We start from the raw sequence: 23,876 nt of genomic DNA, 5'->3' as shown, positions 1-23,876 counted from the left end.
CGCTCGTGCGCGACAGGGGCCGAGAAGTGGCTCGGTAGCTCACTCAGTGGTGGCCGAAACTCGGATCCCGCTTCTCGGTGAACGCGGCCATGCCTTCCTTCTGATCCTGCGTAGCGAAGGCCGAGTGGAACACGCGTCGCTCGAACCGGACGCCCTCGGACAGCGTCGATTCGAACGCCCGGTTCACCGACTCCTTGACCATCATCGCGATCGGCAACGACATGTCCGCGATCTTCGACGCGGTCGCGATGGCCTCGTCGAGCAGGTCGATCGCCGGAACGATCCGGGAGACGAGACCGGCGCGCTCTGCCTCCTCGGCGTCGATCGTCCGGCCCGTGAGACACAGGTCCATCGCCTTGGCCTTGCCGATGGCGCGGGTGAGTCGCTGCGAGCCACCGATTCCGGGCAGCACACCGAGCTTGATCTCGGGCTGGCCGAACTTGGCCGAGTCGGCGGCGATCAGCACGTCGCACATCATCGCCAGCTCGCAGCCGCCGCCGAGCGCGTAACCGGCGACCGCGGCGACGATCGGCTTGCGGGCCGCGGCGATACGATCCCACGCCGAGAACCAGTCGTCGAGGTACATGTCCATGAACGACTTGGACTGCATCTCCTTGATGTCGGCGCCGGCTGCGAACGCCCGCTCCGACCCGGTGATCAGGATCGAGCCGATGCTCCGGTCCTTCTCGAAGTCCTCGACGGCCGAGACCATCTCCGACATCAGCTGCGCGTTGAGGGCGTTGAGCGCCTTCGGCCGGTCGAGGGTGATCATGCCGACGCGGCCGGTGCGCCCGACCTGAATCGTCTGGTAGTCCGTCATCGAGTCTCTCCGTTCGATCTGTCCCTGATGTCCCTGATGATGGCCGAGAAGTCCTCGCCGCCGTGCCCGGTCTCGTGGAAGCGCCGGTACAGCTCCGCGGCGCGCATACCGAGTTCGGCGTCGACGCCGTTGGCGCGCAGCGCGTTCGCGGCGAGCCCGAGGTCCTTGTCCATGAGGGCGGCCGCGAATCCCGGCTGGTAGTCGTTGTTGGCGGGGCTCGCCGGGACGGGTCCCGGCACCGGGCAGTTGGTGGTGAGCGCCCAGCACTGACCGGACGCGTTCGATGCGACGTCGAACAGCGCCTGGTTGCTCAGTCCGAGCTTCTCCCCCAGCACGAATGCTTCGCTGATCGCGATCATCGAGACGCCGAGGATCATGTTGTTGCAGATCTTCGCGGCCTGACCCACGCCGGGGCCGCCGCAGTGCACCACCTTGCGGCCCATCACCTCGAGCAGCGGCCGGGCGGCCTCGAAGTCCTCGTCGGCGCCGCCGACCATGAAGGCGAGCGTTCCGGCCGCCGCCCCCATCACTCCACCCGACACGGGCGCGTCGACGCTGCGATGTCCGGCCTGCTCGGCCAGTTCGTGGGCCGCTCGGGCGTCGGCGACGTCGATCGTCGAACTGTCGACGAACAGCGTGCCCTGCCGCGCGGCGGTGAGCAGACCGCCCTCGTACAGGTCGAGGACGTGCTTGCCGCTGGGCAACATCGTGACGACGACGTCCGCGTCGGTGGCCGCCAGCGCGGCGGAGTCCACGACCGTGATGCCGTCGCGCCGGGCCTGCTCGAGCGCCGCCGGCACCAGATCGAAGCCCTTCACGACGTATCCGGCCTTCGCGAGATTGGCCGCCATCGGACCGCCCATGTGGCCGAGACCGACGAATCCGACGGTGATGTCGTTCGTGCTCATCGCGCTTCCTCCCCACTCACGAGCGCTGCGGCCAGTCCCAGTTCGGCCTCGCCGAGCGGCTCGAAGAATCGATCCACTAGTTCATCGGTGACCGCCTCGAGGGACGACGGCGACCATGCGGGGTTACGGTCCTTCTCTACCACCTGCGCGCGGATGCCCTCCACGAGATCGTGGGATTCCAGGCACGCCAACGACACCCGGTACTCCTCGTCGAGGACGGCCTCGAGCGTGTCGAGGGTGCGGGCGTGGCGCAGTGCCCGCAACGTCACCTTCGCCGCGGTCGGGGACTTCGCCAGGATCTGTTCGGCCGCGGCCCGCGCCTCGGGGACGTCGCTCGCCCGCAGGTTCGCGACGATCTCCTCGACCGTCTCGGCGGCGTACGCGGCGTCGATCCAGCCCCGCTGCGCTGCCAGCTCCGACGCGGGGGCAGGCTGCGCGAACCGGGCGAGTGCGTCCTCGACGGAGCCCCCGGCCAGCGCCTGTTCGAACTCGCCGACCCGGTCCGACGGCACGAAGTGGTCGGCGAAACCGCACGCGATCGCGTCGCCGGCCGACATCCGTGCCGTCGTGAGCGCGACGTGGGTGCCGAGTTCGCCGGGCGCCCGCGACAGCAGGTACGTGCCGCCGACGTCGGGCACGAATCCGATGCCCACCTCGGGCATTCCGATCGTGGACCGCTCGGTGACGACCCGGACGTTGCCGTGCGCCGAGACGCCGACACCGCCGCCCATCACGATGCCGTCCATGATCGCGACGTACGGCTTGCGGTAGCGGGCGATCGCGGCGTTGAGGACGTACTCGTCCCGCCAGAAGTCCTTCGACCCACTCCCGCCGTCTCGGGCGTCGTGGTAGATCGACACGATGTCGCCGCCCGCGCACAGGCCGCGCTCCCCCGCTCCCGTGAGCAGCACGGCGTCGACGGCATCGTCGTCGGCCCACTCCAGCAGTGCCGCCGCCATCGACCGCACCATCGGGTGATTCAGCGCGTTGATCGCCTTCGGCCGATTGAGGGTGATCCGGCCGAGAGCGCCGACCCGTTCGACCAGAACCTCGGGTTCATCGATGTCGCTCATGCCGCGCCGGCCGATCCGACCACCGCACGGGCCACGACGACCCGCATGATCTCGTTGGTGCCCTCCAGGATCTGGTGCACCCGCAGATCTCGCACGATTTTCTCCAATCCGTATTCCGCCAGATAGCCGTAACCACCGTGCAGCTGCAGCGCCTCGTTCGCGACCGTGAAGCCGGTGTCCGTCGCGAACCGCTTCGCCATCGCGCACAGCTCCACCTTGTCGGCACTGTCCGCGTCGAGCGCGTCCGCGGCCCGCCACAGCAGGGTGCGGGCGGCCTCGAGTTCGATCCGCATGTCGGCGAGGCGGAACTGCAGCGCCTGCGACTCGACGAGCGCCGTCCCGAACGCCTTTCGTTCCGCGAGGTACGCGACGGCCTTGTCCAGCGCGGCCTGCGCGCCACCCACCGAGCAGGCGGCGATGTTCAGCCGGCCGCCGTTGAGCCCCTTCATCGCGATGCGGAAACCCTCGCCCTCCCCGCCGAGCAGGTTCGCCGCCGGCACCCGCACCTGGTCCAGGATCACCTGCCGGGTGGGTTGGGCGTTCCAGCCCATCTTCTTCTCGTTGGCACCGAACGACAGCCCGGGCGTGTCCTTCGGGACGATGAACGCCGAGATGCCGCGGGCTCCCGCCGCGCCCGTGCGGGCCATGACGACGTAGACGTCGGACGTACCCGCGCCGGAGATGAACTGCTTGACGCCGGTGAGCAGATAGTCGTCGCCGTCCCGAACAGCCTTGGTGGACAGGGCTGCCGCGTCGGATCCCGCACCGGGCTCGGTGAGGCAGTAGCTGCCGAGCTGCTCCATCGACGCCAGACCGGGCACCCAGCGCCGTCGCTGCTCGTCGTCACCGAACTCGTCGATCATCCACGTGACCATGTTGTGGATCGATATGTAGGCGGCGATCGACGGGCAGCCCGTCGCGAGCTGCTCGAAGATCCGGACGCCGTCGAGCCGGGTGAGACCGGAGCCGTCGACGTCCTCGCGGATGTAGATGCCACCCATGCCGAGTGCACCTGCCTTGCGCAGCACATCGACCGGGAAATGCTTGTTCTGGTCCCACTCGATGGCGCCCGGCGCCAGGTATTCCGCGGCGAAGTCGCGTGCGGTGTCGCTGATCGCACGCTCGTCGTCGGAAAGTCTGAACATTGCCTTCACTCCTGCTTCGTCGTCATCGTCGATGACGTGGTGGCCGCGGTCGTCAGAGGGATTTCGCAATGATCCCCTTCATGACCTCGTTGGCACCGGCGTAGATCTTCTGCACCCGTGCGTCCTCGTACATGCGGGCCACGAGGTACTCGCGCATGTATCCGTAGCCGCCGTGCAGCTGCACGCAGCGGTCGACGACCTCGCACTGCTTGTCGGTGAGCCAGTACTTGGCCATCGCCGCCTCGGCCGCGTCGAGTTCGCCGCGCAGGTGCTCCTGGATGCAGTGATCGAGGAACACCTCGCACGTGCGCGCGATCGTCTGGCACTCGGCGAGTTCGAACGCCGTGTTCTGGAACTCGAACAGGCTGTGCCCGAACGCCTGCCGGGACTTGACGTACGCGACGGTCTCCTCGACCGCTCGGTTCATCGCCCCCGACGCCTGCGCCGCGATGATCAGACGTTCCTGGACGAGTTGGGCGATCAGCTGGCCGAAGCCCTGCCCCTCCTCGCCCAACAGGTTCGACACCGGCACCTTCACATCGACGAACGACAGCTCGGAGGTGTCCGCGGCGTGCTGGCCCACCTTGTCGAGCACCCGCCCCACCGTGAAGCCGGGGCAGTCCCGCAGGTCGACGATCAGCAGCGACACACCCCTGGCACCGGCCTTCGGGTCGGTCTTCACCGCCAGCACGATCATGTCGGCGGAAGAACCGTTGGTGATGAACGTCTTCGAGCCGTTGACGACATAGTGGTCGCCGTCGCGCACGGCCGTCGTCCGGATTGCCTTGAGATCGGATCCGGCGCCCGGTTCGGTCATTCCGATCGCCCCGAGGATCTCCCCGGACGCCATCCCGGGCAGCCAGGTCCGCTTCTGCTCCTCGGTGCCGTACTCGTTGACGTAGTGCGCGACGATGCCGCTGTGCACCGACACCCCGAACGCCAGATCACCCGCGTAGCCCTGCGCCTCGAACACCGCGAGATCGTGCGCGAACGTGCCTCCGCCGCCGCCGTACTCCTCGGGAATCGAGCAACAGAGCAGCCCCAACTTGCCGGCGGTCCGCCACACGTCGCGGTCGATGTGGCGCTGGGCTTCCCACTTCTCGTTGTGGGCGACGACCTCGCGCTCGAAGAATCCGGCCGCGAGCTCGGAGAGCGCCCGAACCTCGTCGTCGTGCCAGCTCGGCACGTACCTCTTCACCGCGTCAGTCCATCGTCGGAATGACGAAGTGGTCCGCGTGCTCCTTGAACCCGGAGGGCCAGCGCTGCGTCACCGTCTTGGTCTTGGTGTAGAAGCGGATCGAGTCTGGGCCGTGCTGGTTGAGGTCGCCGAATCCGGAGCGCTTCCAGCCACCGAAGGTGTGGTACGCGATCGGCACCGGGATCGGGACGTTGACGCCGACCATGCCGACCTCGACGCGGGAGCAGAAGTCGCGGGCGGTGTCGCCGTCGCGGGTGAAGATCGCGACGCCGTTGCCGTACTCGTGCTCAGTCGGCAGGCGCAGAGCCTCCTCGTAGTCGTGTGCGCGGACCACCAGCAGCACGGGACCGAAGATCTCCTCCTTGTAGATCCGCATCTCGGGGGTGACGCGGTCGAACAGTGTTGCGCCGGCGAAGAATCCGTTCTCGTGACCCTCGAGGGTGAAGCCGCGGCCGTCGATGACCAGCTCGGCACCCTCGTCGACGCCGATCTGCACGTAGCCGTCGACGCGGTCGAGAGCATCCTTGCTCACCACGGGTCCGAAATCGGCGGTCTCGTCGTCGGAGCGTCCGATCCGCAGCTTCGCGACCCGCTCGGAGAGCTTGGCGACGAGCGCATCCGCGGTCTCCTCGCCCACGGGAACCGCGACCGAGATCGCCATGCAGCGCTCACCGGCAGAGCCGTAGCCGGCGCCGACCAGAGCGTCGGCCACCTGGTCCAGGTCGGCGTCGGGCATCACGATCGCGTGGTTCTTCGCGCCACCGAAGCACTGGGCGCGCTTGCCGTGCGCGGCGGCGGTCTCGTAGATGTACTGGGCGATCGGGGTGGAGCCGACGAAGCCGACGGCCTTGATCCGAGGATCGGTGAGGAGGGTGTCGACGGCACCCTTGTCGCCGTTGACGACGTTGAACACACCCGGCGGCAGACCCGCTTCGAGGAACAGCTCGGCCAGGCGCAGCGGCACCGACGGGTCACGCTCGGACGGCTTGAGCACGAACGCATTTCCGCACGCCAGGGCGGGAGCGGCCTTCCACAGCGGGATCATGGCCGGGAAATTGAAGGGCGTGATGCCTGCCACGACACCGAGCGGCTGCCGCATCGAGAACACGTCGATGCCCGATCCGGCACCCTCGGTGTACTCGCCCTTGAGCAGGTGCGGGATGCCGGTGGCGAATTCGACGACCTCGAGGCCGCGCTGGATGTCGCCCTTGGCGTCCGGGATGGTCTTGCCGTGCTCGGACGAGAGCAGCCGGGCCAGCGGATCCATCTCCTCCTGGATCAGCTGCAGGAACCGCATCAGCACGCGGGCGCGGCGCTGCGGGTTCCACGACGCCCACTCCTTCTGGGCATCCGCCGCGTTCGCGATCGCCGCCTCGGTCTCGGACCGGTCGGCGAGCGGCACCCGCGCCTGCACCTGCCCGGTGTTGGGATCGAAGACGTCGGCGAATCTGCCCGATGTTCCCGGGATCCGCTTGCCGCCGATGAAGTGAGAGAGCTCTCGAACGCTCATTGCCCGAACCCGTCCTTTGCTGGTCGCCACAGAGCCACGAAGGAGACGTACGTCACCCTCGACATTCCTCGCTCATCCTATAGTTGGAAGTCCATGCAAGTCCAGGGTGCGATCCCGACAATTGCCCGAACCCCAGGTAGCAGCCCTGATCCTCGGACAGAATGACGATCCGAACGCCGGATCTCAGCGCATCCCGGACGGAGATCAGCAGATGGACTCCCTGAGCCAACCGACACTCGACGCGGTCGATCACCCGTTCTCCCGGCGGACGTTCCTCGGCGGCGCCGGCGCCCTGCTGGTCGCCGGCATGGCGGGAGCGGGCGCGCGTGCGGCGGCATCGCGTCCGGCGCCGACGGCCGGGCACGGCGCGCTGCCGCACCGGCCGAACATCGTCGTCGTCATCACCGATCAGGAACGGGCCCCGATGTTCTGGCCCGAGGGCTGGGCGGAGACGAACCTGCCGAACCGAAAGCGTCTCGCGGACACCGGGCTCACGTTCGACGGCTGCTGCTGCAATGCCGCAATGTGCTCGCCGAGTCGCAGCACGTTCTTCACCGGCCTGTACCCCGCACAGCACGGCGTGACCGCGACGCTCACCGAAGGTGGCACCGTCTCACCGACGGAACCGACCCTCCCGCTGGGCATTCAGAACATGGCCAAGCTCCTCGACTCGGCCGGCTACAACGTGCACTACCGAGGCAAGTGGCACATGAGCAAGGGCGAGGAGGGCGGCGATCCGTCGAGCGCGGACGTCGCGGCGTACGGCTTCCGGGGCTGGCTTCCACCGGAAGGCGGCCAGGACACCGACCCGGATCACTTCGGCGGTGGCTGCGCCGACCTCGACAGCCGGTACGCGTCGGAAGCCGTCGAGTTCCTGCAGGGACTCGACCCGAACGACGATCGCCCGTTCGCCCTCGTCGTCTCGTTCGTCAATCCGCACGACGTGCTCGCCTACCCCCAGACGTGGGACGCCATCAACGGCACCTGCGACAACTACGGTTCGGACGCGCCCGGAATCTTCGAGCAGGGCATCGACCTGCCGCCGACGTACGACGAGGCCTTGGCCCGGAACTTCAAGCCCACCGCGCAGATCCAGTCCCAGGTGCTTCTCGCCGCCGGGCTGGGTCCGTTGCCCGGGCAGGACGCCGCCCGCAACTATGTGAACTTCTACGCGTACATGCACAAGGTTGTCGACGAGCACATCGGGGCGGTACTCGATGCGCTCGAATCCCGCCCAGGGATGCGGGAGTCGACGGTGGTGATCCGGATCTCGGACCACGGCGAGATGGGCATGTCACACGGCGGCCTGCGGCAGAAGGTGTTCAACGCATACGAGGAGACCTTGCGGGTGCCGCTGGTGATCAGCAATCCCCTGCTGTTCCCGCAGCCCGTCCACACCGCAGCGCTGTCGTCGCTGATCGATGTCATGCCCACCCTCGCGAGCCTCGCGGACGTCCCGGACCGGGCCGCGTGGGATTTCCGCGGCGTCGACCTCATGCCGATCGTCGACGACGCCGCCGCCAACCCGGCCGCGCCGAGCGCCGAGGTACAGGACGTCCTGCACTTCACCTACGACGATGAGAACTGCGCGACACCGGACGGCCAGAACATCGTCACCCAGCCCAACCACATGCGCACCATCCGCGACCACCGGTGGAAGTACTCGGCATACTTCGACCCCGCCGGTGTCACACCGCCGCAGTTCGAGATGTACGACCTGCAGACCGACCCACTGGAACTGCACAACCGCGCGAATCCGTTGAACCTCGGCTACTTCGACCCGGTGCAGTCGATGCGAATGCACGCGAAGCTGTTCGAGGTGATGGAGCGGTGTGGGACGACGCCGGCACGCGGGCTCAGCGCGGTCCCGGTCGGCGGCTCGTAGGGGCCGCGATCGGTCACCGCGCTGAGCACACCAGCATCTCGGTGCCGCCGCTTTGGAAGTCGTAGGCGACCGAACGTATTTCGTGGGCGATGTCCCGGGCGTCGAGACGTCGACGCAGCTCGCCCAGGCCGGCGTATCGATCAGTCCGCCCACTCGGCACCAGCGGGAAGACCCGAACCTCGCGCGCCGAGACGCGGAGCAGTTCGGTGAGGGACCGATCGTGATCGTCGACATCCAGTCGGTCCGCGTACGTGAACAGTAGGTGCGACGACAGCACCAGGTCGAAGGAGCCGTCCGGAAACGGCAATGCGGGGAGTGCTCCGGGGACGTACATCTCGGGGTGTGCCTGCAGGTCCTCGGCAAACCGGTCCACCGACGCGAGCCGGTGTTCGAGGTGGTGCTCGGCGTCACGGAAGAAGCTCCCCGCGAACCGTTCCGGTCGCTGCGCGATGTAGCTGTTGCCGCGGATCGTCTCGGCGCGTGCAGTCGCGGCCAACGCCGAGGTGTCCGCGTATGCGATGTCGCAAGCGGTGACGTCGATCCCGCGGGCGCGGCCGGTCGCGGTGAACGACGACGCACCGGCGGGGCAGTCCAGAACGGCGCCCGTCAGGTCGTCGCAGCTCAGCGCGAACATCGCTACGTACTCGTCGAACGAACGCGACGAGATCAACATCGGCCCGATTCCGGCGCTCTCGGTGTCCGTGTGCGTCATGGCAACTCCTGGGTGAGTGCGGTTCGCACGTATCCTGCCCGAGCCGGCCGGTGGCACGGAACTCGGTCGCCAGCCGCCGTCAAATGCTGTTGCGCCTCGCCCGCCTGCGCAGCGCGATCGCGGTGACGCCCGCGATCAACGCGAGGACGCCCAACCCGATGAACACGGCGGGGAGGTGGCGCGACCCTGGAACGCCGAACTCGGCGCTTCCGGAGTCGGGGAACGTGATCTGCGTTGCGGCACTGCGCTCGACCAACCCACTCTCGAGGGTGACCGAAGCGTTCCAAGGGCCAGGCGGAATGTCCTTGTTCAGTGTCGCCGTGACAGCACCGGTAGTACCGGGCGCCAACGTGGTGATTCCCTCGACGGAGAACGGACCCGCGTTGAGCCCGCCGGGTCCGTCGCCGAGCGTCAGCCTGCCCTTCAGATCCAGTGCCCGCCCACCGGTATTGCGGACGTTGGCCTCGAGGACCGGCGTGCCGTCGTCGGACCGTGCGGCGGTCAGGGACTCGATGGCGAAATGTGCGACCGGCGATTGCGGCGACGGCGCCGAGCGGACCTCGGCCCACAGGACCGCGTACTGCTCCCCCGGAGGCGCGTCCTGCGGTACGGCGATGGTGGCGACGGCTCCGGCGGCGGAATGTGCGTCCACCCGCACTTGGGCGGGGGCGATCGAGGTCCAAGTCGTCAGGTCGTTGGCGACCTGACCGGCCGCCCCGGTGAACTGGCCGCGGTCGATCCCCGCCGCCGAAGGATAGAGCCGCACATCGGCGGCCTCGCCCGTGGTGTTCGTAACCTCGAATCGCCTGCTGATGGTCGTTCCCGGCGCGAGGTGATCGACGATGTACACCCTCGCACGCGGGTCGCTTCCGTTGTTCGACGGCGCCTCGAGCAGGCGCACACCGATGCCTTCGTTCTGTGTCGGCGACGACTGGGCCGCGGAGATCGCCGATCCGGACGCCAGCAGCGCGAACGCGCTGATCAGAGCCGCGACGGACGCGATCCGCCGGGCGACGAAACTGGTGCAGTGATGAGAGCTGCGCACTCTGAAAGATCCCCCCAGGGCGGTGATGGGAATCGGAGGGGGTGCGGGACGCCGCACCCACACCGATCTCCGGGTCAGGCGACGGACGTCGAAACCGTTCCGGTGTAGACACCGGCGAGAGCGTCCGACGGCAGTCCGACGGTCAACGTGGGGTTCCAGCTGGCGGTGTTGTTGCCCCGCGCGGCAGTACCCGCGATCACGGTCTTGGCGGAATCGAGTCCGGCGACGGCCGACGGGGTCGTCGTCACGGTTCCCGTGCGCTCGACGGTGCCGGGGTTGTACTGCACCTGAGTCGCGGCAATCGTGGTATCACCACTCTCCGCAGCCAACGCGAACTCCGACGAGGACACGGTGACTGTCCAACCCGCGTTGTTACCGCGACTGTCGGTGACCGTGACCTCCCCCAACAGTCCGAGGACGTCCGATGCACCGGTCTGCGCGGTGTTGAGCGCGGCAGAGGCCTGAGGAGCGATGCTCAGCCCTCCGGCCACGAGTTCGAAGGTTGTGGTGGTGTCCTCCGCACTCGCGTTGGCCGGAGCGACCAACGCGGCAGCGACCGCGATCCCCGCCACCCCGAAACTTGCCAGTTGTTTCCGCATGATCACTCCTTCGTGAGGTGCGCCCCGGCAGCACACGGATGAAACGGACCCTAACACCGAAAGTCTCGACCGGTCGATTGGTTGAATGTGAAAACACCTGTCCTGGAAGGTCTTTCAACTCCAGGTGTCGACCAGAAGAGATCAGGTCGGATCGCACACATCTTGCGAGAGCTGGCCTGCACGGAGGAAATCGGTGACGAGCCAGCCACACGACGACCCCACCGTCGACCCGTGCACACCATCCTCGATTGTCAGGAGCCGGCCGCCCATCGCGGCTTGCGCATCGAGCGCCCACACATATGGGGTGACCGACTCGTCCCGGTGTCCGATGATCAGCAGATCCGTGCCGGTGTTCGCCACGGCCGTCAGCTCGGCAGCGAGCGGCCAACCGCTGCACAGACTTACACCGGGCACGTCCGAGTCGGCCGGGAACTCGATGCGCCGCTGGGGATTTCGATTCAGCGCCGCATTGATCGTCCGGTGTTCGGCGAGCTGGACAGTGCTGTCGCCCACGGGTCGAGGCTGTTGCAGATGTAGGCGGTTCCGGCCGTCGGACCGAACGCGCGCGCGAGGAACTCGGTGGTTGCCGGGTCGAGCGGGGCGTCGTTGTCGTCGGGAGCCGGGGCGTCACCGGGCGGCACATCGGGTTCGTCGGGGGTGACCCCACCATCGTCCCCGGCACCGAGGGCGGCCGCGTCGGGCACCATCTCCGGTGGAACGTCCGGGTCGGCCGCCGCGAGCACGCGCAGCGCGTCGCCCGCCGAGGTGCCGGTGTAGTCCATGCTGTCGAGGACAACCCGGTGCAGGTGCTCGGGGAAACTCGACTGCAGTTCGGCGCCGAGGACGGTGCCCCACGAGACGCCGAGGAAGTCGATCGTGTCCAGGCCCAGCGCGCCCCGAACCGCGTCGACGTCGCGGGCAGCGTTCGCGGTGGTCAGTGAACCGAAGAACTCCGGGTCGGCCTCGACGCAGTCTCTGTTGGCGGCTGCGATGTTGTCGGCGTATCCGGCGAGGCTCTCGTCGTCGCGGGTGTCCGGCTCGTCGGGTTGAGCGCATTCGATGCGCGACGAGTAGCCGATACCGCGCAGATCGATCCCGCCGCCATGCTGCGGCCCTCGACACCGGGGCCCCCGGGGTTGACGAACAGCGTGGGCGCGGCCGGATCGGTTCCCACGACACGGCTGAGCGCGAGTTCGATCGTCCGGCCTTCAGGGTCGTCGTAGTCCAGCGGGACGTCCACCGACGCGCACTGCAGGCGATCGACCACGCCCTCGTCCACGCCGAGATCGGTGACGTACGCGGCCAGGTCTGCGCAGGGTTGCCACGCAACGGTGTCGGCGGCCACGGCTCCGCCACACCCGGTCAGCGCGCCGGCGCCGAGCACCGCCATACCCGTCCACACCGCCGTCCGACGCATTCTCACCAATCCCTCGCCTGTATTGCCGCGGTTCCACGGTGGAGGGCTCGCGAAAGTGCGCTGGTCGGCCGCCTACCGGCGCGCTGCCAGGTACTCGGACGTGGCCGCGTCGGCGGGAAAGAACGTCTCGATGGCGAGCTCGGACACCGCGACGTCGAGCGGCGTCCCGAAGACCGTCGTCGTACTGACGAACGACAGATCGTGATCGCCCGCGCGCACCCGGAGCGGCACGACGAGCGACGGCCCCGGCTCGGTCGCGTCGACGCCGCCCGGGTACCCGGTGAGCTCGACGCGCAGCCGGCGCAGTTCGTCGTCGCCCGTCGCGTCGATCTGCCGGTCCAGCCGGTGCAACACGTGCGCGCGCCATTGGGCAAGGTTCGTGATCCGCGGCGCCATCCCGTCCGGGTGCAAGCTCAAGCGCAGCACGTTGACGGGCGGCTCCGACAGAGTGACACGCGATCCCAGTCGGGCGTAGGGGTGAAGCTACAGGGTCGTCGATCCCAGGATCATGCCGAGTGGCGCGAGGATCGCAGCCGCCGCAATTGCCAGCGGATTCCCAGCGAGCATGCCGTCGCGGAGCCAACTCCCGATCTGAGCTGCAAAATCGTTCGAACCCATTGTCTGCGCGCCTTCCCTCGATCTCACGTGTTCTTCTGTCCCAGGTTCATCGCCGGGCATGGCAACTGTGTTACGGCCAGCCCACCGCCACACGAACTTGATCGTCGAACTCTCGAAGGTCTGCTCGGCCGCTGGGCCGCCGCCGAACGCCACCGGGTCGAAGCAGCAACTACGACCGGTGATGAGCGGTTGACTGCAGCGGAACGCACCGAGCTCGCCGGTCTCCGCAAGCAGATGCTCGAGCAGGACAAGGACATCGCGTTCTTGAAAGAACGCCTCGGCATACCTGGACGCCAATCAAGGGAAGGTAGAGCGGGCTGCCTGAAGAGCTACGAATCTGGCGCAATGCAGAGGCCCACCGATGATGTTCTGGTCCGCCAACAGCATGAACGGGTGGCGCTACGCGCTCATGATCATCGCGATGATCGCGTTCTGGGTGTTGATCGTCCTCGCGGTGATTAGTCATTCGAGTACTCGCCCGGACACACAGCCGCCCCATCCTCACGCCGATACTCCTGAGCAGCTCCTCGCACAGTGCCTGGCCCGCGGCGAGATCGGCGACGACCGATACCACACACCTCGAGTGGCCGCCTGGTAGTACCGTCCCTGCGAGGCGTGCATTCACTCTAGGTACTTCGCTCTGGTCTCAGCGAGGGTCCGTCATTGCGGAGACGGCGCCATCTCCGGACCGTAGGCGCACCGGGATGCCGGCGCGATCTTGCGGCACCTCGATGGTGCTCGGGCCCGTGGCCGACACGGCGTCCACCGCGTAACCGCCCGGGCCCGTGACCAGCGTGACGTCACCGTAGCGGGAGTTCAGGTCGACGGGTGCACGGGTGTCGGTCACCGTTAGATCGCCGAATTGCGAACTCCCTCGGACGACGGTCCCGTACGGGACGGCGATCTCGTACAGGGCGACGCAGGTGGGGCGGCCGACGGCGAATCTGTCGGGGCAACTCGCGCTGATCGTCAGACCGGACCCGTTGGTGTCGATGCGTTCATCGGGCTTGTCGCCGTCGGTGAACTCGAAGGAGCGCCGGATCTCGATGTCGTCGCGGTCGGAGCCGATCACCTGAGCGCTCAGGGCCGCGGTGGTCACACCGAACTGTTTGGCACCCGCATCATCGAAATCGAGTGTGACGGCCGTGGCGCCGCTGTAGCTGTCGTCCCGCTGTTCGTGACTCGTGGAATCGGCAGTGCAGCCGGCGAGCGCCACGGACGAGAGTGCCAGTGCCGCAACGCTGACGGGGAGGCGGAACTTCCGGGGTGCGGTTTCAACGACGGGCATGGCGAATCTCCTGAACGAGTGCGGTGGCGGCGATCAGCGCGGCGCCGACGCCGAAGGACAACAGTGGGGACGGGCCGGCGAGCGACTCATCGGTGCGGAGCGCGCCCATGACGTCGACCGCAGCGACCCCGTTGAGCACGGCGTACCAGATCACCAGGTAGACAGCCTGAAACACGCGTGCGCTCCGGCCGATCGACCCGATCAGCAGCGCAAGGGCAGGAATCACCGTCGCGCCCGCAACCCACGCGGCGACGCCGGTCGCGTCCGCTGCAAGCAGCATTTTCACGAGCGGACCGACACCCGCGATGACCGCGATGAGCACGCCTGCACCCCACTCGGCGACGAGTCTGATCCGAGGCGAGACACCGCACTGCACAAGGGGAGCGACGCCCTGTTCATAGGTGAGTGTCCCGAGACGTGACCACACCAGCACTGGCAACAACCATGCGAAGAGCAGTACGGTGCCGACGCGATCAGGGGGAACGGCGAGGGCCGCGATCGTCACGATCGCGAGCGTGAGCCACCACCACCGCGACACGCTTCCCAGATGAATGCGCACCTCGCCGAGCAGCAACCCCGGGAACGACTGTCCACGTTCGGCCGACGACAGTGCTCGCGGGCCCTGTGAGAACGCCGGTGCAACGGGAGGCTCGGTTGCAGGTACGGCAGACGGATGCGAGAGAGTGCGTTGTCGCCGTGAGGGGTCGAACCGGCCGAACCAGAGGGAGGGAAGGATGGCGACGAGCGTGGAGGCGGCAATCAACCCTGCACTCGCGGCGACGAGCGTCGTGTCGATGTCCATACCGGACCACGTGAACTGCCCGAGTGCGCCCGGTTCCGCTGTGAGCCCGATCGAGATCTCGTCATCCATGCCGGGGTGCTGCGCCGCCAGGTCTGCCTGGAACCCTGCGGTAACCGATCCGTAGACCAGTGGAATCCCGGCGAGGAACATCGACGGATACACAAAGAACCACAGTATGTTTCCCGCACCACCTCGCAAGAGCGGGACGGTTTCGAAGACGACGGCGGCTGCCGCGGCCACGGTCAGGACAGGAAGACAGAACAGCACGATCGGAAGCCAGAGTGCCGTCATGTCGAGGCTAGTGGATTCCCCGCGGAGAAGCTGCATCACGGGTGCGATCAGAGCGAGTGCGGCTGCCATCGCCGCGAGCACCGCCACGTTGCTCAGGTACTTGCCCAGCAGATACATCGGCATGCGCAACGGGGAGGCGGAAAGCACTTCGCCTACGCCGGTGGAGATGTCGCGCGCGATGCTGCTGCGGACGACGTAGAAGCCGAACAGCGGCAACCACAGGCTGCCGATCATGGCGAGCAACATGCCGATGTACGCGCTGTCGTACAGTCCCCGGAACGATCCGACCTTGACCATTGCGTAGGTTGCAGAGACCGGCGGGACGGCAACATAGCCGAGTGCGACAGCGCCGAGCACCGTCACCAGGAACGCGGGACGCCGCGAACGATCCCGGACGTCGGCCATCGCGACGGCAGCGACAGCGCCTGTCATCGGATGACCCCGGCGGGCGCCATCGGGCTGTGGACCGCGTTGACGTACGCGTCTTCGAGATCGGGTTCGACAGGACGAGCCCCCGGCATCGGAGGTATTTCGGCGACGGCACGGACACGCACGCCCTGTGCTGTTCGGACCGTGCGGGTTATCGTCGCTCGGTGCCGAATCTCGGGCACGGCATCGACCGGGACCGTCGCTTCCCACACCCGACCGTCCGCGAAACGGAGAAGTTCCTCGGGCGTGCCACGCCGACGTAATTCGCCGGCCGCGAGGATCACGATGTCGTCGGCGATCGCTTCGATGTCCGACACGATATGGGTGGAGAGGATGACGATCCGGTCGTTCGCCAGGTCCCCGAGCAGGTTGCGGAACCGCATGCGTTCCTCGGGGTCCAGTCCGACCGTCGGTTCGTCAACGACGAGAAGTTCGGGGTCGCCCAGGAGTGCCTGCGCGATACCGACACGCTGGCGCATTCCGCCGGAGAACGTACCCACCGGCCGCGATCCGGTCTCCGTCAGGTTGACGAGTTCGAGCAGCTCGTCGACCCGCGCCTTGGCCGACCGCGAAGTCAGACCTTTCACTGCGGCGAGATACCGGAGGAACTCTCCGGCACTGAGATTCGGGTAGACGCCGAAATCCTGCGGGAGGTAACCGAGGACGCGTCGGAGCGGCTCCGGCCGAGCGACGATGTCGGTACCGTTCCACATGACCGTACCGGTGGTCGGGCGGGTGATCGTGGAGAGAATGCGCATCAGCGACGACTTACCGGCTCCGTTGGGGCCGAGGAGGCCGAGAACCCCGGGCCCGATCCGCAGGCTGACGTCGGCGACGGCCTGTTTACCCCGATAGGTTTTGGTGACGTGGTTCAGCTCCAGTTGCATGACTTCAGCTGACCATTCGACCGGTGGTGCGGTCACTGGGTCCACGCGCCGATCGAAGGTAGTGCCAGCACCACCTTTCGGCTGCACTCCACCTCGTCCTGAGGCAGCGACCGCGTCGATAGGCTCACTCGGTGTCCTCCAACGAACCGACCACGGTACTCACCGCGATCACACGGCGGCGCTTCCTACTGACCGGGTGGCCGTGGCGGTCGCTGGGTCACGTGCTGACCACCGTCCCGGTGGTGTGCGTGGTCGCGTTGCCATTCGCAGCGTTCTGCGTCCCGTGGCTCGTGCTCGCCGTATGGTCCGGCGCCGGCATGTATCCACAACCACTCGGCAGAGTGCTGTTCCTCGGTGTCCTCGGCGCAGTGCTGGTGTTCGGGCTCGGCCCGTTGGTGGCGATACCGCTCGCAGCCCTGGAACGAACGCGCCTGCGCCTGGTGAGCCGCGACCGGGCGCTCTCGGCCCACCGTTGCCCTCCGGCAGCGGGCCTGTGGGCGTGGGTGCGCACCCGCTACACCGAAGCCGCGACGTGGCGGGAACTCGGCTACACGTTCCTGCTGCTCACTCTGGTGCCCGCCTTGTGGCTCTCGGGTGCGGTGATCGTCGGACTCATCGTGGTGATGGTGGTGAGCCCTCTGCTGGTGCGTGACGGCGACGAGGCAGTGGCGCTTGGTTTCAGTCAGATCACGTCGGTCGACCAGGCCGTTCCGTACGCGATCGCGGGTCTGCTCCTGCTGCCGGCGATTCCGTACGTGAGTGCTCTCATCGCGGGCCTGCACGGGGCGCTCAGCCGGTCGCTGTTGTGCGGTGACGACCCGGACGCCCTTCGCGCACGACTGGTGGAGGTGTCCCGGTCCCGGGCCCGCCTGGTCGATTCTTTCGAGGCGGAACGCCGCAGGATCGAGCGGGACCTGCACGACGGCGCACAGTCGCTGCTCGTCAACCTCACTTTGCAGTTGGGTATGGCTAAACTCGACCTCCCGCCGGATTCCGCGGCCGCGAAAAGCGTGTCGCAGGCGCATGATCAGGCCAAGGAACTGATGGCGGAACTGCGGCAACTCATTCGGGGAATCCACCCCCGGGTCCTCACCGACCGTGGCCTGCCAGACGCGTTGCGTGCACTGACCGAAGACTTCGTGGCCCCGGTCGGTGTCACCGCGGACCTCCCGTCCCGCCCCGCCCCGGATGTCGAGGTCGCGGCGTACTTCGTGGTGGTCGAGGCGCTCAACAACGTTTCCAAACATGCGGATGCGACGGTCGTCGACGTGGCTGTCCGACGCGCCGGGGACGTCCTGGTCGTCGAGGTCGTGGACGACGGCTGCGGCGGCGCGGATCCGGAGCGGGGGAGCGGTCTGACGGGCCTGGCCGACCGGGTCGCGGCGGTCGACGGGAGAATGCTGCTGTCCAGCCCGCCTGGCGGGCCCACCGTTGTCCGTGTGGAGTTGCCGTGGATCGAGAACTGACTGCCGTGCGAGTGGTCCTCGCCGAGGACGGTGCACTGCTGCGCGAAAGCCTCGCCGCGATGCTCGAACGATTCGGGTTCGAGGTTGTGGCCGCGGTCCCCGATGCCGTGGAATTGGAATCGGCTGTCGCGGAAAACCGTCCGGATCTGGTCGTGACCGATGTGCGGATGCCGCCCGGATTCACCGACGAGGGGTTGCGCGCAGCGGTGGCGCTGCGACGAACCTATCCCGGGCTTGCCGTGGTCGCGCTGAGCCAGTATGTCGAATTGAGTTACGCCGACGAACTCATGGGGGCGGAAGGGGGCCGGGTGGGGTATCTGCTGAAGGATCGCATCGTCGATGTAGAGGACTTCGTCTCCACTCTGCGTCAGGTGGTTGCCGGCGGCACTGTGATCGACCCGATGGTCATACAGCAGTTGTTCCGTCGACGGCGGGATCCGTTGGCGCAGTTGTCGCCGCGCGAACGCGAGGTCCTCGCCTCGATCGCGGAGGGGCATTCGAATGCGGCGATCGCCGCACAGTTGTTCATCACCGAATCGGCGGTGGGCAAGCATGTCGGCAACATCTTCAACAAACTGGTGCTGCCGCCGACCGACGACACGAATCGTCGGGTGCTGGCCGTGCTCGCGTATCTACGCCGCCACGAGCTCGGCTGAGACAGATCCGACGCCCGAATCATCCGATGTGTTGATGCCCCGGACTTCTGTTTGACGACAGTGGCCACCGCCGCAGCCAAGGGGCGCAGCTTGCGGCACAGATCCCCGTGGCCCGCTTCGAGACCATTCCTGGCGCGGGCTACCTGTGATGTCCGGGGACGTTGGTCAGCCTGGTGACTGGTGACTGGCCGCCGATGGCAGAGTGGGCTCGGTGATGCTTGTAGAAGTGCAGCCGGATCGGTGGTGCGTGTCAGCGCCCGCGTGCCGTCGGCGGTCAGCGCGCCGATGATCAGGGCATCCGGCAAGCCGTAGGCCTCGATCGTCGCCTACCCGGGGAAGTCGGCTAGCGCAGTGCGCTGGCCGGGCCGGCGCACCCGCATCCCAACCTCGACTACACCGCGCAGAGACTGGACGAGCGCGGTGATACCGAGGATGGAGTAGGTGTTCAGCGGCGCCCGAGCGAAGGTGACGCCGCCGGCTCCGCCGCCGCGGCCTACACCGCCAATGGGAACAGCAGTGCAGGTCCACGACGGACACCTGATCGATTCCGATATCGGCCTGCTCGAGGGCTTCCCGTCCGGCCGCGCCGATCGCGGGGACGTACGCCAGGTCGCTGCGTTCGGATACGAACCACTCCTCGTCGGCGTGCGCGCCGGCGTGCACGGGAAACCACTTGTCCCCCTGCCGCACAGCCCCCTTCTGCGCGGCGGCGCTGCACCGGACACTGCCCCTGCAGCGCAACGGTTTCTGTCCGCTTTCGGTTGGAACTCCCCGCATCTCCGCCCGCCCGTTGCCGGCGTCGAGGTGATTTGCTGAGCGAGGCGGGACGAGTCCTCGGACGAGGGCGTCCCCCGATCGGTCGGTTCTGCGTAAATTCGGCGTATCCGACCCGCCGGACCGCGCAGCACTGCTCAGCGCGGCGACGCTACGTGAGATCCCGTCGAAGCGGCGACGTCACTGCTACCACCGAGGCAGCCGCCGCGTAGCCGAGGAGCACGAGCGCGCCCACGAGCGGCGAGAGCAATGCGGGCACTCCCAGCGAAGATTCCTGGGCGACGGTATCGGCGAGGAACGTGAAGTCCATCAGTGAAGCAGTCGCGCCTCCAGGAAGGAACGGATAGAAGGCACCCAGTCCCGGGACGATCATGAGCGCAGGCTCAACAAGATAGAAATACCCGAGCACGACTCCCACGGCCACGAGCTGGTTGCGTGCCAGAGCACCGATACCCATGCCGAGCACCGTGTAGATTGCGGCGGCCACAGCCAGGCGGGCAAGAAGTGTCACCAGGTCGCCGGCGGAGGCGCCGAGGGTAATTCCGCGCATGGTGACGACGGACCACAAGGCGATTGCCGACGACAACGACATCAGCAGTCCATAAGCGAGCCCAAATACGCTGTAGACAGCCAGTTTTGCGCCGAGCACCCTGCCGCGACGAGGCACCGCAAGGAACGTCGAGCCGATGGTCTTGTGGCGGTACTCGCTCGTGACGGCTACCGTGCCGAACAGTGCGGGCACGAACAGGAGCAGCCCAGCGAGGCCGATAGCGATTCCCACACCTTCCGAGGTGTCGAGAGCGGGCATCGGAGGCGATGCGTTCTCCGGGCCCACCAAGCCCAGCAGCCCTGTGAGTCCGGCGCCGCTCGCGACGGCCGCAATCAGTGCCCACATGGCGAGGCGGGTGGAGAACAGTCGCGTGAGTTCACCGCGGACGGCATGCTTCATATCGCACTCTCCCGGGCGATGAGTCTGAGGTAGGCCTCTTCCAATGTGTCGCCTCGCGTCGTGAGTTCGAGCAGGGCGCCCGTCCAGACAATCTGTCCGTGGTCGATGAGCACCACGTCGTCGATACTGTTCTGCAGTTCACCGAGGGCGTGGCTGGAGATCAGGACGGTACCGCCGGAGACAGCGAAATCCCGAAGGAAGTTGCGTAGCCACACAATTCCCGACGGGTCGAGGCCGTTGGACGGTTCGTCGAGAACGAGCACGTCCGGGTCGCCCAGCAGGGCGGTAGCGACGGAGAGGCGCTGTCGCATGCCCGTGGAGTAACCGCCTACGCGCCGGTCGGCGAACCGGTCCAGTTCGACCGTTTCGATCACCTCGTCGACCCGATCCGACGGGTGACCGCCGAGGGCGCAAAAGGTACGGAGGTGATTGCGGGCGGTGGTAGCAGGATGCGCCGCCGCGATGCCCAGTACAGCGCCCACGGTTCGCGTGGGGGACGGAAGGTCGCCGTAGGCGATGCCGGCGAACAGCGCAGTTCCGCGGTCCGGACAGGTCAGTCCGAGCAGCATCCTCAAAGTCGTGGACTTGCCGGCGCCGTTCGGTCCGAGAAAACCCGTCACCTGACCCGGTTGGGCCGTGAAGGTAACGCCGCCGACTGCCTCTACTCGACCGAATCTCTTTGCGAGGCTGTTGACTTGGATGGAGACGCCCTTCATCGCACACCGGCCAGTCGGAGGGCATCGGCGATCTCGTATGCGTCCGGGCTGCTGAGAAGCAGTTCGCCGAACTTCTCATCGGCGTAGCGCCCACGAAGTCCGACACGCAGTGTCGGGTGGCCACGCTTCATCGAGACCAGCCGAGTGGTGCCGCGGGGGTGCAAGAAGGTGCCGACCTTCAGGTAGCCGGAGACTGTCAGGCCGGATCTGATGCCGAGAATTTCCGAGGTCCATCCCGGCAACACCTCGACGGTCGAGATCGAGTTCAGCGGTACAGCCATGGCGGAATGGCGGACCAGCAGGGCTTCCCACCGAGAAAAGGTCAGATGCAGGGCTGCTTCGTCGTAGATCAGTTGCGCCATAGCGTCAAGTCTCCCGTCGACGGTAAGCTCGTATCGATGTTGAGAACATTATCAGAGTGATAATAATCGCGAAAGGTCCCGATGGCGAGCAAGTCGACAATCGCCGACGTCGTACTGCATCCGGTTCGGTTGCGGATTGTGCAGCAGCTCGGAGGTCGCCAGCTGACGACCGGGGAACTCCGGGCGGCACTGCCGAGCGTCACCCAGGCCACGCTCTACCGGCACGTGGCGGCACTGATCGACGCGGAGATCGTCACCGTCGTCGACGAGCGCCGCGTGCGCGGGACCATTGAACGAACACTCGCGCTCGGGGAACGCATGGCACACGTCGGGCACGACGATCTCAATGCGATGAGCGACGCAGAACTCCGAAACGCCTTCCTGACCTTCCTGAGCGCACTCGGCGAGAGTTTCGACACGTTCATCGAGAACGAGGATCGAAACCTGCGGAATTACTTGGGTTTCGGCACCACACCGCTCTACGTCACCACCGACGACCTCGTGCAGATCCAGACACGGCTCGCCGAGCTACTCGCGCCGTACCAAACCGACTCCGGCGGGGACCGCACTCGCATCGCCTTGACCACCGCGGTGATTCCCAGTCCCCCAACGATCACCGGCGAGGACGATTGAATCAGCCCGCAACAGTTCGTCAGGGTGCGTCCGGATACTCATCCGGTGTTTCATCTTGTTTTGCAGGTCGTTTCGATACTTTGGTGCTGGTCGGTGTGCCCATTGGCTGTGTGCGCCTCCCGTAGCAGATTCCCACGACATCTGTACGGGGACAGGTGAGACGTCCGCTTCGTCACCAACGCCGAACCCATCGAGGTCCTCGGCGAGAACAGCGTCACCGGGCTGGTAGTCCGCGACACCGTCACCGGCGAGCAGTCGACGCTGGACGTCACCGGGAATGTTCGTCGCGATCGGCCACGACCCGCGCAGCGAGCTCGTCATCGGACGGAACGGGATCACACCGAACGTAACGATCAGACCCGGCGAAGGGGAAGCCGCCCCGCCGGGAACCGGGAACTGGGAGCATCGGAGGAAGGCAGTCGAAGGGAATTCCATGACCGTCCCCACTGACATCAGGATCGACCCGAGTCTCGTCGACCTGTACAAGGACCTGCACCGCCATCCCGAACTCGGTTTCCAGGAACATCGCACCGCCGGGATCGTGGCGGAGCATCTGCGGAAGGCGGGCTTCGAGGTCACCACGGGGGTGGGACGGACCGGGGTGGTCGGTGTCCTGAACAACGGCGCGGGCCCGACCGCGCTGCTCCGCGCGGACATGGATGCTCTACCCGTCCGCGAGGAGACCGGGCTCGACTATGCCAGCACCGCGACGGCCACCGACGCCGACGGCTCCACCGTGCCGGTCGCCCACGCGTGCGGCCACGACCTGCACACCACCTGCCTGCTGGGCGCGGCGCGGGTACTCGCCGACGACCGGTCCGGCTGGGCGGGCACCCTGATGCTCGTGTTCCAGCCGGCCGAGGAACTCGGCGCCGGCGCGCAGGCGATGGTGGACGACGGTCTGTTCGACCGTTTCCCGAAGCCCGACGTCGTTCTCGGCCAGCACGTATCGCCCCTACCGGCCGGCAAGATCGGGGCACACCCCGGACCGTCGTACGCGGCATCGGACTCGCTGCGGGTGCGGCTCGTCGGCAGGGGTGCGCACGGGTCGATGCCGGAGACGTCCGTCGACCCGGTCGTGATGGCGGCGGCGACGGTGCTGCGCCTGCAGACCGTCATCTCCCGCGAGATCCCGGGAACCGCGACCGCGGTCCTCACCGTCGGCTCCATCCATGCCGGCGACGCCGCGAACGTCATCCCCGGCGAGGCCGAGCTCCAGCTCAACATCCGCAGCTACGACACGCGGGTGCGTCAGAGCATTCTCGACGGCGTCGACCGCATCGTGCGCGGCGAGGCTCGAACTGCCGGGGCGCCGGAGGAACCGTCGATCACCGAGATCGAACGGTTCCCGATCGTCACCAACGACCCCGACACGCTCCGCAGGACGCTGGACGCCCTCGGCGTGTGGCTGGGACGGGAGAACATTCTCGATCCCGGCGCGGGCGCGGGCAGCGAGGACGTCGGCATCCTCGCGACCAGTTCCGGCGCCCCGCTGTCGTACTGGCTGCTGGGCGGCGCGGACCCGTCCCTGTTCACCACGGGCGACATGACCGATCCGGCCCTGCTGAAGGTGCCGTCCAACCACTCGCCGCACTACGCGCCGGTGATCGAACCGACGCTGCCCATCGGCGTGGCGGCCCTCGTCACAGCCGCCCGCGCCTGGCTGCCGCCGACGTCCTGAGCGGGCCGCCCT

Annotated in this window: 24 protein-coding genes and 3 pseudogenes; 7 read left to right on the top strand and 20 right to left on the bottom strand. The window is 67.2% G+C overall.

What is annotated here, in order from left to right:
* Window positions 1-43: 43 nt before the first annotated feature.
* The 6 genes from C7H75_RS09580 to C7H75_RS09555 are packed head-to-tail and all read right to left on the bottom strand — an operon-like array spanning window position 44 to window position 6,654.
* Window positions 44-820 (bottom strand): enoyl-CoA hydratase, encoded by a 777-nt coding sequence (locus C7H75_RS09580; protein ID WP_013415611.1) that lies wholly within the window; start codon window positions 818-820, stop codon window positions 44-46.
* Window positions 817-1,728 (bottom strand): 3-hydroxyisobutyrate dehydrogenase, encoded by a 912-nt coding sequence (gene mmsB, locus C7H75_RS09575; protein WP_005514063.1) that lies wholly within the window; start codon window positions 1,726-1,728, stop codon window positions 817-819. The genes C7H75_RS09580 and mmsB overlap by 4 nt, the downstream gene beginning before the upstream one ends.
* Window positions 1,725-2,801 carry an enoyl-CoA hydratase/isomerase family protein gene (locus C7H75_RS09570; RefSeq protein WP_106851286.1) on the bottom strand — a complete coding sequence of 359 codons (1,077 nt, stop codon included), beginning with the start codon at window positions 2,799-2,801 and terminating at the stop codon, window positions 1,725-1,727. Before C7H75_RS09570 ends, mmsB begins: the two co-directional genes overlap by 4 nt.
* Window positions 2,798-3,946, bottom strand: a complete 1,149-nt coding sequence (locus C7H75_RS09565) for an acyl-CoA dehydrogenase family protein (RefSeq protein WP_064077026.1) — start codon at window positions 3,944-3,946, stop codon at window positions 2,798-2,800. Before C7H75_RS09565 ends, C7H75_RS09570 begins: the two co-directional genes overlap by 4 nt.
* A gap of 52 nt (window positions 3,947-3,998) precedes the next feature.
* Window positions 3,999-5,144, bottom strand: a complete 1,146-nt coding sequence (locus tag C7H75_RS09560; RefSeq protein ID WP_005514068.1) for an acyl-CoA dehydrogenase family protein — start codon at window positions 5,142-5,144, stop codon at window positions 3,999-4,001.
* A 4-nt stretch (window positions 5,145-5,148) separates the two neighbouring features.
* On the bottom strand, window positions 5,149-6,654 hold the full coding sequence (locus C7H75_RS09555) for a CoA-acylating methylmalonate-semialdehyde dehydrogenase (RefSeq protein WP_106851285.1): 1,506 nt from the start codon (window positions 6,652-6,654) through the stop codon (window positions 5,149-5,151).
* A gap of 211 nt (window positions 6,655-6,865) precedes the next feature.
* On the opposite strand from C7H75_RS09555, the gene C7H75_RS09550 reads away from it, so the two are divergent.
* Window positions 6,866-8,539: a sulfatase family protein gene (locus tag C7H75_RS09550; RefSeq protein ID WP_106852003.1), complete on the top strand. Its 1,674-nt coding sequence runs from the start codon at window positions 6,866-6,868 to the stop codon at window positions 8,537-8,539.
* Between the two features lie 13 nt (window positions 8,540-8,552).
* Here C7H75_RS09550 and C7H75_RS09545 read toward each other — a convergent pair whose 3' ends face one another.
* The 7 genes and pseudogenes from C7H75_RS09545 to C7H75_RS09515 form a co-directional block, all read right to left on the bottom strand.
* Window positions 8,553-9,251 (bottom strand): methyltransferase domain-containing protein, encoded by a 699-nt coding sequence (locus C7H75_RS09545; RefSeq protein ID WP_022595136.1) that lies wholly within the window; start codon window positions 9,249-9,251, stop codon window positions 8,553-8,555.
* Between the two features lie 79 nt (window positions 9,252-9,330).
* Entirely contained in the window at window positions 9,331-10,296 is a 966-nt protein-coding gene (locus C7H75_RS09540; protein WP_022595134.1) for a COG1361 family protein, read from the bottom strand.
* A 74-nt stretch (window positions 10,297-10,370) separates the two neighbouring features.
* Window positions 10,371-10,895 carry a WxL domain-containing protein gene (locus tag C7H75_RS09535; protein WP_044990807.1) on the bottom strand — a complete coding sequence of 175 codons (525 nt, stop codon included), beginning with the start codon at window positions 10,893-10,895 and terminating at the stop codon, window positions 10,371-10,373.
* A gap of 141 nt (window positions 10,896-11,036) precedes the next feature.
* A complete protein-coding gene (locus tag C7H75_RS09530; RefSeq protein ID WP_022595130.1) occupies window positions 11,037-11,408 on the bottom strand; it encodes an alpha/beta hydrolase in 372 nt (123 codons plus the stop codon).
* A complete protein-coding gene (locus C7H75_RS09525) occupies window positions 11,354-11,956 on the bottom strand; it encodes an alpha/beta fold hydrolase (RefSeq protein ID WP_232244931.1) in 603 nt (200 codons plus the stop codon). The genes C7H75_RS09530 and C7H75_RS09525 overlap by 55 nt, the downstream gene beginning before the upstream one ends.
* Window positions 11,957-12,384: 428 nt before the next feature.
* Window positions 12,385-12,759: pseudogene (locus C7H75_RS09520) on the bottom strand (MmyB family transcriptional regulator); the annotation flags it as partial.
* Between the two features lie 36 nt (window positions 12,760-12,795).
* Window positions 12,796-13,227 (bottom strand): hypothetical protein, encoded by a 432-nt coding sequence (locus C7H75_RS09515; protein ID WP_022595123.1) that lies wholly within the window; start codon window positions 13,225-13,227, stop codon window positions 12,796-12,798.
* Window positions 13,228-13,291: 64 nt separating this feature from the next.
* Between C7H75_RS09515 and C7H75_RS09510 the strand changes: the two genes are divergently transcribed.
* Window positions 13,292-13,528: a hypothetical protein gene (locus tag C7H75_RS09510; RefSeq protein ID WP_022595121.1), complete on the top strand. Its 237-nt coding sequence runs from the start codon at window positions 13,292-13,294 to the stop codon at window positions 13,526-13,528.
* A gap of 48 nt (window positions 13,529-13,576) precedes the next feature.
* Here C7H75_RS09510 and C7H75_RS09505 read toward each other — a convergent pair whose 3' ends face one another.
* The 3 genes from C7H75_RS09505 to C7H75_RS09495 are packed head-to-tail and all read right to left on the bottom strand — an operon-like array spanning window position 13,577 to window position 16,627.
* The gene (locus C7H75_RS09505; protein ID WP_022595120.1) at window positions 13,577-14,218 is read right to left on the bottom strand and encodes a hypothetical protein; all 642 of its coding nucleotides are present in this window, start codon (window positions 14,216-14,218) and stop codon (window positions 13,577-13,579) included.
* A complete protein-coding gene (locus tag C7H75_RS09500) occupies window positions 14,205-15,743 on the bottom strand; it encodes a hypothetical protein (protein WP_022595118.1) in 1,539 nt (512 codons plus the stop codon). The genes C7H75_RS09505 and C7H75_RS09500 overlap by 14 nt, the downstream gene beginning before the upstream one ends.
* Window positions 15,740-16,627, bottom strand: a complete 888-nt coding sequence (locus C7H75_RS09495) for an ABC transporter ATP-binding protein (RefSeq protein WP_022595116.1) — start codon at window positions 16,625-16,627, stop codon at window positions 15,740-15,742. The genes C7H75_RS09500 and C7H75_RS09495 overlap by 4 nt, the downstream gene beginning before the upstream one ends.
* Before the next feature lie 131 nt (window positions 16,628-16,758).
* Here C7H75_RS09495 and C7H75_RS09490 point away from each other — a divergent pair, with 131 nt between their 5' ends.
* Together C7H75_RS09490 and C7H75_RS09485 are read left to right on the top strand one after the other, a co-directional pair.
* Entirely contained in the window at window positions 16,759-18,093 is a 1,335-nt protein-coding gene (locus C7H75_RS09490; RefSeq protein WP_022595114.1) for a sensor histidine kinase, read from the top strand.
* Complete coding sequence (locus C7H75_RS09485) at window positions 18,078-18,749, top strand: response regulator transcription factor (protein WP_255221283.1); 672 nt, start codon at window positions 18,078-18,080, stop codon at window positions 18,747-18,749. Before C7H75_RS09490 ends, C7H75_RS09485 begins: the two co-directional genes overlap by 16 nt.
* A 139-nt stretch (window positions 18,750-18,888) precedes the next feature.
* Here C7H75_RS09485 and C7H75_RS26470 read toward each other — a convergent pair.
* The 4 genes and pseudogenes from C7H75_RS26470 to C7H75_RS09465 form a co-directional block, all read right to left on the bottom strand.
* Window positions 18,889-18,996: pseudogene (locus C7H75_RS26470) on the bottom strand (IS481 family transposase); the annotation flags it as partial.
* 678 nt (window positions 18,997-19,674) lie between these two features.
* Window positions 19,675-20,472 carry an ABC transporter permease gene (locus C7H75_RS09475; RefSeq protein WP_022595108.1) on the bottom strand — a complete coding sequence of 266 codons (798 nt, stop codon included), beginning with the start codon at window positions 20,470-20,472 and terminating at the stop codon, window positions 19,675-19,677.
* Window positions 20,469-21,188 (bottom strand): ABC transporter ATP-binding protein, encoded by a 720-nt coding sequence (locus C7H75_RS09470; RefSeq protein WP_106851284.1) that lies wholly within the window; start codon window positions 21,186-21,188, stop codon window positions 20,469-20,471. Before C7H75_RS09470 ends, C7H75_RS09475 begins: the two co-directional genes overlap by 4 nt.
* Entirely contained in the window at window positions 21,185-21,550 is a 366-nt protein-coding gene (locus C7H75_RS09465) for a hypothetical protein (RefSeq protein ID WP_022595104.1), read from the bottom strand. Before C7H75_RS09465 ends, C7H75_RS09470 begins: the two co-directional genes overlap by 4 nt.
* A gap of 81 nt (window positions 21,551-21,631) precedes the next feature.
* Between C7H75_RS09465 and C7H75_RS09460 the strand changes: the two genes are divergently transcribed.
* The 3 genes and pseudogenes from C7H75_RS09460 (at window position 21,632) to C7H75_RS09450 (ending at window position 23,864) form a co-directional block, all read left to right on the top strand.
* Window positions 21,632-22,183 carry a helix-turn-helix domain-containing protein gene (locus C7H75_RS09460; protein ID WP_022595103.1) on the top strand — a complete coding sequence of 184 codons (552 nt, stop codon included), beginning with the start codon at window positions 21,632-21,634 and terminating at the stop codon, window positions 22,181-22,183.
* Between the two features lie 162 nt (window positions 22,184-22,345).
* A pseudogene (locus C7H75_RS09455) lies at window positions 22,346-22,511 on the top strand (thioredoxin-disulfide reductase); the annotation flags it as partial.
* Window positions 22,512-22,616: 105 nt separating this feature from the next.
* Complete coding sequence (locus C7H75_RS09450) at window positions 22,617-23,864, top strand: amidohydrolase (RefSeq protein ID WP_044990803.1); 1,248 nt, start codon at window positions 22,617-22,619, stop codon at window positions 23,862-23,864.
* Window positions 23,865-23,876 lie beyond the last annotated feature (12 nt).

This window comes from Rhodococcus (subgen. Prescottella) equi (assembly GCF_003013675.1).
GTDB classification, from domain to species: domain Bacteria; phylum Actinomycetota; class Actinomycetes; order Mycobacteriales; family Mycobacteriaceae; genus Prescottella; species Prescottella equi.
The sequence above is the reverse complement of the archived record's forward strand: the minus strand, read 5'-3'. Positions and strand labels throughout refer to the sequence as shown.